The sequence below is a fragment of the Paenisporosarcina sp. P4_E4_2 genome (assembly GCF_056401595.1).
In genome coordinates this window covers 1-6,312 of sequence record NZ_JBFUJC010000180.1, presented here as the reverse complement: position 1 = coordinate 6,312, position 6,312 = coordinate 1, and the positions used below count along the sequence as shown (strand labels likewise).

6 protein-coding genes and 1 pseudogene are annotated in these 6,312 nt (G+C 40.9%); 3 read left to right on the top strand and 4 right to left on the bottom strand.

Annotated features, from left to right (window positions below):
- Together AC1DSB_RS12650 and AC1DSB_RS12645 are read left to right on the top strand one after the other, a co-directional pair.
- Positions 1–865: alanine:cation symporter family protein (locus AC1DSB_RS12650; protein ID WP_477586825.1), on the top strand; the 865-nt coding region annotated here is incomplete at its 5' end.
- Positions 866–1,122: 257 nt separating this feature from the next.
- Positions 1,123–2,691: an amidohydrolase gene (locus AC1DSB_RS12645; RefSeq protein ID WP_477531220.1), complete on the top strand. Its 1,569-nt coding sequence runs from the start codon at positions 1,123–1,125 to the stop codon at positions 2,689–2,691.
- Positions 2,692–2,755: 64 nt separating this feature from the next.
- Here the strand turns inward: AC1DSB_RS12645 and AC1DSB_RS12640 are convergent, their stop codons facing one another.
- The 4 genes from AC1DSB_RS12640 to mnmL form a co-directional block, all read right to left on the bottom strand.
- Positions 2,756–3,292, bottom strand: a complete 537-nt coding sequence (locus tag AC1DSB_RS12640) for an isoprenylcysteine carboxyl methyltransferase family protein (protein ID WP_477531219.1) — start codon at positions 3,290–3,292, stop codon at positions 2,756–2,758.
- Positions 3,283–4,362 (bottom strand): type III polyketide synthase, encoded by a 1,080-nt coding sequence (locus AC1DSB_RS12635; protein WP_477531218.1) that lies wholly within the window; start codon positions 4,360–4,362, stop codon positions 3,283–3,285. The genes AC1DSB_RS12640 and AC1DSB_RS12635 overlap by 10 nt, the downstream gene beginning before the upstream one ends.
- 97 nt (positions 4,363–4,459) lie before the next feature.
- Positions 4,460–5,026, bottom strand: coding sequence for a tRNA 5-(aminomethyl)-2-thiouridylate-methyltransferase MnmM (mnmM, locus tag AC1DSB_RS12630; protein WP_477531217.1), 567 nt, complete (start codon positions 5,024–5,026; stop codon positions 4,460–4,462).
- Between the two features lie 17 nt (positions 5,027–5,043).
- Positions 5,044–5,973: a tRNA modification radical SAM protein MnmL/YtqA gene (gene mnmL, locus AC1DSB_RS12625; protein WP_477531216.1), complete on the bottom strand. Its 930-nt coding sequence runs from the start codon at positions 5,971–5,973 to the stop codon at positions 5,044–5,046.
- A 157-nt stretch (positions 5,974–6,130) separates the two neighbouring features.
- Here mnmL and AC1DSB_RS12620 point away from each other — a divergent pair.
- A pseudogene (locus AC1DSB_RS12620) lies at positions 6,131–6,312 on the top strand (MFS transporter); the annotation flags it as partial.

Genomic DNA, 6,312 nt, shown 5'->3' with positions numbered 1-6,312 from the left:
ATTTGTCGTACCTTTCATGGCGCTAGCATACATTCTAATGGCAATTATCATTATTGGAATGAACATTACTGAAGTGCCAAGTGTTCTTAGATTGATCTTTTCAAGTGCTTTCAGCTTTGACTCGACTTTCGGTGGGATGATTGGTGCTGCAATTGCATGGGGCGTCAAACGTGGAGTCTATTCAAATGAAGCTGGTCAAGGTACTGGACCACACGCAGCAGCTGCGGCAGAAGTTTCTCATCCGGTGAAACAAGGTCTAGTTCAGGCATTCTCAGTGTACATTGATACATTGTTGGTGTGTTCAGCAACTGCTTTCATGATTTTATTCACAGGGATGTACAATGTTCAATTGGATGACGGCGAAGGCGAATTTGTTGTTGAAAACCTTCCAGGAGTCGATGCTGGAGCTGGCTACACGCAAGCGGCAATTGATTTTGCAATGCCGGGAACAGGTATTGGAGCTGGATTTGTTGCAATTGCGTTGTTCTTCTTTGCATTCACGACAATTATGGCTTACTACTATATGGCAGAAACCAATGTTGCTTATCTACTGAAAGGCAATGCTGAAAAAATAGGTATTTTTGTTTTGAAAATTGTTATCTTAATAACAGCGTTCTATGGAACGATAAATGAAGCTAAATTAGCATGGGCACTAGGCGATGTAGGGTTAGGTTTAATGTGCTGGTTGAATTTAATTGCAATTCTCATCATAGCTAAGCCCGCTCTTCTTGCTCTTAAAGATTATGAAGCTCAGAAAAAAGAAGGCAAAGATCCAGTATTTGATCCGAGAAACTTAGGCATTAAAAATGCTGATTTCTGGATTGAATATAATGACAACTTAAAAAATGAGAACCTGAAGAAATAACAATTTATCGCCTAACTCCAGTTGGGCGATTTTGTTCTGACATCAGTTACCCGATACTAGTTGGAGCGGCTCGAGCCATTGCCATTCATACAAAACCAAGGGATTTAATACCAAATCCATTAGATTCGAGTGTGCATACAGTTGTAGCAAGAGCTTTTGAACAAGCTGCGCAGGAACAAAAATAAGTAATAACCGTTTCATTCCATTGTGAATGAGACGGTTTTTGTTTTATGATTATACAAAGTGGAGGTGCCATCATGACAAAAATCTGTTTTCATCATGCAACWTTTTATACGATGAAAGATTCACAACATACTATTGATGCAGTTTTGGTCGAGAACGGCAAAATTATCAATACCGGTTTATATGAAGAAATGAAAAAGCATGCAGATCAATATATCGATCTTGAGGGGGCATTTGTCTATCCTGGATTTGTGGACAGCCATATACATATGATTGGTCATGGTGATAAATTGCGTCGTATTGATTTATCTAAATATATGTCTCCAACTGAAATGACGGCAGATTTGAAAAATCTTCTGATCAATCATCCAGAAGGAGAATGGTTCCTTGCTGAAGGATGGAATGAAAATAATTTTGACAACCAAAAAATACTTACCCGCTACGAACTGGACGAGCTTTCTAATTCACCGATTGTGTTAAAGCGAATTTGCAGACATGCTATGATTGTAAATTCAGTTGCACTTAAGCTGGCGGGAATTACAAAAGATACTCCCGACCCGGAAGATGGTGTCATAGTCAGAGACGATGAAGGCGAACCAACTGGATACTTATTGGACGGGGCTATGGCTTTTATAGAAAAACATATTCCTGAAGTCTCTGTTACACAATTGGTCATTTCTTTAGAAACGGCTTTGACCGATTTGGTATCGCGAGGCTTTACAGGCGTTCATACCGAAGATATGAGTTATTACGGTGATTACAACCGACCGTTACAAGCGTTTAAAACAGTCATCGGAAATGACCGCAAATTCCGTGTGAATTTACTTCGCCATCATACAGTCTTTGAAGAGATGATGCATGAAGCAACGTATGATCAACCTTGGATTGAACCAGGCGCCATGAAGATATTTATTGATGGTTCCCTCGGAGGGCGAACTGCCTTGCTGAGTCAGCCATATGCCGACGACATGTCAACTTCAGGTATTTCAATTCATACTCAAGAAGAATTGAATGCCCTCGTGGCAAGAGCTCGTTCTTATGGTGAAGCAGTAGCTGTGCATGCAATTGGTGATATGGGGATGGATATGATTGTATCCGCTATAGAAAAACATCCTGTCCGAGAAGGGAAACGAGATCGTTTAATTCATGCGAATGTATTACGCGAGGATTTAGTAGACCGTATGGAGAAACTCGATATTGTACTCGATATACAACCAAGTTTTGTTACATCGGACTTTCCGTGGGTTAAAGAGAGGTTGGGAGAAACTCGACTTGACTGGGCGTATGCTTGGAAAAAGCTATTGGACCGTAGAATTACATGCAGCGGAGGTTCAGATTCTCCAATAGAAGAAGTGGATTCACGACTCGGTTTATATGCAGCCATTGCAAGGAAGAGCCCTGGAGACACACATGACGGGTATCAACCACAGGAAAAACTCAGTCGATATGACGCGATTGCCCTATATACGATTGGCAGTGCAATGGCTATTGGCAAGGAACATGAAAGAGGCTACATTAAGAAGAACTTTGACGCGGATTTTACCGTCTTTGATCGAGATTTATTTGACGGACCAGATGAACAAGTTCTGGAAGCAAAAGTCGTGAAAACAATCATAGCCGGAGAGATTGTGTTTGAAAAATAAATTAAAAATAGTAAAAGGCTGACTCATTATTAGGGTCAGCCTTTTTGCGTAGGGAAATCGTATATTAGAAGACTTCTTTGTAATTCGTAACTTCCCGTAAAGCTGCTTCTTCCATCGGGATGCGCACACACAAAATAATTAAATTTAATAAAGCAAATATCAGTGCTGTAAAGTAAGCCCCAAACATTAAGGGAATCACTAAAATTTCCAATGAAACGACGACATAATTAGGGTGTCTTAAGAAGCGGAAGGGTCCTTTTTTAACGACATGCGCACCAGGTAAGACAAGGATTTTTGTGTTCCAGAACCTTCCAAGTGAAGCGATTACCCATACGCGCATGATTTGCAGACCTACAAAAATAATAAATAGCACAGGCCAAAGAGAGGGGAGTTCGCGCTCGAACATCAAAAATTCAAAAATTAGACTAAGGAAAAAGCCAACATGTATGCCTACCATGTAAGGATAGTGCCTCGCACCGACTTCGTATCCTCCTTGACCACGAATCCATCGCTCATTATTGCGTGCGACAAAAAGCTCAACTATTCTTTGCACAATAACAAATCCCACTATACTGGAGAAAATAATTGTTTCTATTGCCATTCCAGCATCACCAATTCTCCACTGAATCCAGGTCCAAGTGCCGCCAACAAACCTTTTTCTCCTGGAGAACAATCCATCTTCATGAAAGCTTCCAATACATAAAGAACGGTGGGCGAAGACATATTCCCGTGTTTTCTTAAAATTTCCCTTGAAATRTCGGTTTTGGATGAGTCAAACCCAAGCGATTTTTCGTATGCAGTCAGCACTTTCTTGCCACCAGGATGGGCAATAAAATGGTCTAGCTGTTTAGAAGTCAAGTGGTGTTCTGCCAAAAATTCTGTAACGAATGGCTCGAGCCACTTTTCAATAATGGAAGGAATGCTTTTGGAAAAGACGACATGCAATCCATCGTTTTTCATATCCCATCCCATCACATTTTCGGAATTGGCCATTGTTTTTGAAGATGTGGCGACAAATGTAGGACAAGGTTTCTTGGATTGAATGGCTGCGTCGTCTCCGCAAATCAATGCACAAGCTACTCCATCTGCAAATAAAGATGCCCCAATTAAATTGCTCTTTGAGTAGTCATTTGGCTGAAATGTTAAGCTGCATAATTCCACACATAGCACGAGTACTTTCGCTTTCGGATAAGCAAGACAATAGTCAAATGCGCGACTTAATCCTGATGCACCGCCTGCACACCCCAGTCCCCAAATCGGGATGCGTTTGACATAATCAGAGAATGGAAGTTGATTTAAAATTCGCGCCTCGATACTCGGTGTCGAAAAACCGGTACTAGAAATAAATAAAATACCGTCAATCTCGGAAGGATGAACGGACTCTTCCAAAAACTCCTGGTTTTGCAGACAGGCATTAATAGCTAAAGCACCGTAGGAAGTGGCAAGTTCGATGTATAGTCGATTGCGTTCCTCCAAATCATGAGGATGTTCAAACCACTCCATTGGCACGCAAAATTGACGGGATTCAATTTCGCCATTTTCAAATACTTTGAGCATCCGTTCCAAATCTTCGTAGTGATCGGTAAATAAATTTTTCAATAATGTCGAGGCTTCTTCTTGGGAATAGGAATATGGAGGAAGGAATGAACTGATGGATTGGATTTTTGGCATAGAAATCTCCTTAGGGAAAAATGATAACCCTAGTTTTTCCAATCCTCTTAAAAATATGCAAAAAACCTTAAGGAAAGCTAAATAGCTTACCTTAAGGTCATGTAAGATGCTTCATTTTCTCAATCGCCACAACAAACGGAGGATGATTTTGTTGATTGATAAATTCATATTTCAGTACATGGACAAATGATTGAGGTAGTGTTTGTAAATAATCAAGCAAAGCGTCACGCTCCACATCGCCCCCCTCATGTCCATGGTATACGACCAACACAATGATTCCACCGACTTTTAATAAATCCAGACAACCAGTGATTGCTTGAATGGTTGTATTCGGTTTTGTGATGATGGAATGGTCTGCACCTGGAAAATATCCGAGATTGAAAACGGCGGCAGATATTTCATTCGTTACATATTGGGTGATTTTCTCGTGACCATCCTGTATGACCGTAGCACATTCCTGCCATTCACCTAATCGTAATCGTGTTGCTTCAATTGCCTCTTCCTGAACATCGAAAGCATACACTTTTCCAGTCGGTCCGACCAGCTGTGCGAGAAAAAGGGTATCATGGCCATTCCCAGCGGTTGCGTCTACAACAGTATCTCCAGGAGAAACTGAGCTTTTTAATAATGTTTTCACATAGGGGAGAACCCTTTCGAGTTTCATTTTATGGTCACCTTCTCTTAGAAATGTTTGCCTTGCCAGCTGTCCCGGTGAACAAGTTCAGCATCGATTGCATTCAGTACAGACCATTTATTGACACTCCACATGGGCCCAATCATTAAATTAATTGGTCCATCTCCGGTAATACGATGAATTACCATTTCAGGTGGCAGAAGTTCAAGCTGATCGGCAACGAGTTGGACATATGCGTCCTGGTCCATAAACTCGACCAATCCTTTTTCGTATTGTTTGATCATAGGTGTTCCCTTCAGTAAATGAAGCAAATGGATTTTAATTCCTTGGACATCCAGTTTGGATACTTCACGGGCAGTTTCTATCATCATCTCTTTAGCTTCAAGAGGCAGACCATTAATAATATGGGCACATACGTTAATGCCATGTTTGCGGAGTTTCTGAACTCCTTCGACATAACAAGCATAATCATGTGCACGATTGATTAACTTTGCTGTCCGTTCGTGAACGGTCTGAAGACCAAGTTCTACCCATAGATAGGTACGTTCGTTCAATTCAGCCAGATATTCCACGACATCATCTGGCAGACAATCGGGGCGTGTTGCTATCGATAAACCGATAACGCCTTCCTGTGCTAAAGCAGCTTCGAATTTTTCTTTTAATACAGGGAGCGGCGCATGTGTATTCGTGTAAGCCTGAAAATAAGCCATATATTTTCCGTCTTTCCATTTCTTATGCATCTTATTTTTCACTTCTTCAAATTGAACGTCAATCGAATCTACACGGTCACCAGCAAAATCTCCTGAGCCCGCCGCGCTGCAGAAAGTGCAACCTCCGAAAGCCACTGTTCCGTCCCTATTTGGACAATCAAATCCAGCGTCTAATGCTACTTTAAATACTTTGAAACCAAATTCGTTTCGTAAATGACGGTTCCAAGTGTAGTATCGCTTCCCGTCAGAAGGAAAAGGGAAATTCATTTATGCATCCACTCCTCTAAAAGGGTATTTTATCATGATTCTCTTAGAAAACCCATGCACCCAAAAAGCAGAATACTTGTATTATTTGAGACATCTTGTTGGATTGCCCAAAAAAGACTACAATTATTTAGGATTTCGAAATAATGGAGGAATTGTCATGCCTAGAAGTGTATGGCTTTTAATAATAGGTATGCTCGTCAATGTCACGGGTAGCTCGTTTTTATGGCCTTTAAATACTATATATTTACATGAACATTTAGGAAAAAGTCTGTCAGTGGCAGGGTTGGTTTTAATGGCGAATGCAGGTGCAGGAATCTTCGGTAATTTACTCGGTGGTTA

Excerpts from the sequence above, each read along its gene's own strand:
- mnmL (WP_477531216.1), bottom strand. The coding sequence starts at position 5,973 with ATGAATTTCCCTTTTCCTTCTGACGGGAAGCGATACTACACTTGGAAC.
- mnmM (WP_477531217.1), bottom strand. The coding sequence starts at position 5,026 with ATGAAACTCGAAAGGGTTCTCCCCTATGTGAAAACATTATTAAAAAGC.
- AC1DSB_RS12640 (WP_477531219.1), bottom strand. The coding sequence starts at position 3,292 with ATGGCAATAGAAACAATTATTTTCTCCAGTATAGTGGGATTTGTTATT.